Source organism: Cetobacterium sp. (assembly GCF_977044495.1).
The window spans coordinates 1-2,868 of record NZ_CDRRQU010000087.1; the positions used below are offsets into that span (position 1 = coordinate 1).

3 protein-coding genes are annotated in these 2,868 nt (G+C 26.5%); 1 reads left to right on the forward strand and 2 read right to left on the reverse strand.

The window, feature by feature from the left end; genetic code table 11:
* On the forward strand, positions 1 to 1,255 hold a 1,255-nt coding region (locus ACWI69_RS11945), incomplete at its 5' end, for a hypothetical protein (protein ID WP_448822058.1).
* A gap of 496 nt (positions 1,256 to 1,751) precedes the next feature.
* Here the strand turns inward: ACWI69_RS11945 and ACWI69_RS11950 are convergent.
* On the reverse strand, positions 1,752 to 2,348 hold the full coding sequence (locus ACWI69_RS11950; protein ID WP_448822059.1) for a hypothetical protein: 597 nt from the start codon (positions 2,346 to 2,348) through the stop codon (positions 1,752 to 1,754).
* 72 nt (positions 2,349 to 2,420) lie between these two features.
* Positions 2,421 to 2,868 (reverse strand): AAA family ATPase (locus tag ACWI69_RS11955; RefSeq protein WP_448822060.1); only part of this gene is annotated, 448 nt, incomplete at its 5' end.

Genomic DNA, 2,868 nt, shown 5'->3' on the forward strand with positions numbered 1-2,868 from the left:
CTATGCACCTAATATTGTTGTTAGTTCGGGGAATGGGTTGCATTTGTATTATATTTTGAAAGAACCAATAGCACTTTTTGATAATATAAAAGAATTGATGAAAAGATTTAAGTATGGGTTAATAGATTTGATTTGGAGTAGTTTTACTTCTAAACAAACTAGACAATATCAAGGGATATTTCAAGGGTTTAGAGTTCCCGAAACACAGACAAAATTTGGAGAAAAAGTTAGAGCATATGTTAATTATGACATTCCATTTTATAGTGTTAGAGAGTTAAATAGGCGTTTAGATGATGAAATTGCGTTGACAGGAGAAGAAATTTTACAAATAGAGAGGGTTATCTATAAACCAAAAAGAATCAGTTTAGCCAAAGCTAAAGAGTTATATCCCGAGTGGTATGAGCGTAGAATCATAAAAGGCGATAAAACTAGGAAAAAATGGGATATTAAGAGAGATTTATACGATTGGTGGAAAAGAAAAATTACATCAAATAAGGAAGTTCAAGAGGGACATAGATACTTTTGTTTGATGACATTATCAATGTATGCAACAAAGTGCAATATTCCATATGAGGAATTAAAAAAAGACGCTTATTCATTCTTGGAAGAAATGGAACAAAAGACAGTTAATCAAGATAATCATTTTACAGAGGAAGATATAGAGGACGCTCTAAGAGCTTATAAGGAGAGTTATATAACTTTTCCTCGTAAAGATATAGAGAGAATAACAGGACTTTCCATACCTGCTAATAAAAGAAATGGAAGAAAACAGGCAGACCATGTAAAAATGATGAATTTAATAAGAGATGAAATAAATAAAAATGTTAATTGGCGACAAGGGAATGGAAGAAAAGAAAAAAAAGATATAGTATTTGAATGGATATTTAATAATCCTTTAGGGAAAAAAATAGATTGTTATAGAGAAACAGGGTTATCAAGGGTAACCATTAATAAATGGTGGAATATAGCACAAGATATTAGAGGAATTTATGAGGAAATGAGTTTAGGAGAATTAAAAAATCTTATAGAAGATACAGCTAGGCAAGTAATAACTAATAAGAAAATTGAAGATTTATTTAAGTTTTATGATGAAATATCTGATATAACTACCAAAGAGGAGTTAATGGAGTTCTGCCAAAAGAATGTCTTACTTAACAAGAAAGGAGAAAAATTTCTATTTAGAGTTTTTAAAGACTTTTTAATAAAAAAAGATATTTATAAAGAAATAAAGTATGGAGTTTTAGAGGATTTATAAAAAAATGACCTCATAAAACGCTGTATATGAGATTTTTCAAGGGGTAGACGATACTTACTACCTCTTGAAAATTTCAAAAAGTTCGTGTTTTTTAGAGAAAGGCGTATTGATAATAAAAAATAAAAGTGTTAGAATAAAAATACAATTAAAAAACACATAAGTATGAAAAAGACAAGGCTCTTGGCAGTCCTTGTCTTTTTTAGCTCTTCTTAAATTTTACTCTAGTTATGATAATATTATTTTTACTATTATCTAAAAATATGATATAATAAATACAAGGGAAACCTTAGTTCTCATGAGAAAGGGGGTTTAACTTATGAAGAATTATTTCAAAATAGTATTCAAGTTTGGTCGCTTAGAATTTACTATTAGAATAACTCTTTAGAGTTACCCCAACCCTTGTGGGTTTTAAGTTTCCCTTTTATATTTTTATACTTATAGTATATCACAAAATTATTTCAAACTCAATCGAGTTATTTGTAGTGATATGTAGTTTTTATTGTTCCTCATATTTTTCAAGAAATTCATAGAAAGCAAAATTTAATAATTGTATTTTAGAGTAATTTTTATAACTCAAACATAACTTATTAAATCTTTCTAAAAGTTCTTTAGATACTCTAATTGAAGTGGGATAACTTTCTAAATCTAACACCTCACTAGGAATAACAATATTTTTTTCTACCATTTTTTTCACAGCTATTATTTCATCAATATTATTCAAAAGATAAATAAATTTGTTAGCAATTTCTTTATCTTCTAATTTTTCTTTAATAACTACAAAAGTGTTTTCTTGTGTTTCTAATTTTTTTGTATTTTCTTGTAATTCACTTGTAGTTTTTCCTTTTACCACGTCGTTTTTTTCTTCTGTAATATTGATATATTCTGCACTTTCATCATCTTTATAATATCCTAATAATTTTAATTCTTCATCAGTAAAGTAAGTAAAACAAGAATCTAAGAAACTGTCTAATGCTGACTTTCTATAAAATATAGTATTCTCTTTTTTTTGCCTAGTAACAATTTGATTTAATGCTCCTGCTCCATACTTTTTTAGATTTTCTTTGATTAATGCTATTTTTTCCTCTTTAGTCATAACTGCACCTCTATTCCAACTTTGTGGGTTATATATTTTAAACTACAAATGTAGTTATAAGCATTTTAAGAATTATATATTCTTATATAAATCTACTTCGATAGTTCCTGTAAGAACTGCTTTTTTTAAATAAAGATTTCCTTTTAAAGCACTTCCATATAATACTGTAAAAAAAGTTTTTATCTCATCATAATAACCATGTTCATAGGCTGATATTATTGGAGTATCATATTCATCAATTAGTAAAATAACTTCTTCATTATAATGAATATATAATAAATTACAAAGAGTAATTAAACCCCTTTGTAGTTCTTCAAAATTAATATTTTGAGTAGCATACTTTATATATGTTGGTTTATCTAGTTCATTTAATGTGTTTAATAAAAAACTATATTTCTTATATAATTCTCCCATTAAAATAATAATTGAATTTATACAAGATTTTAATGTGTTAGCCTTAATATCTTTAAAAGAAATAAAAATTACAGGATATTTCCCCTGTTCCTTAAAAACAGGGGAA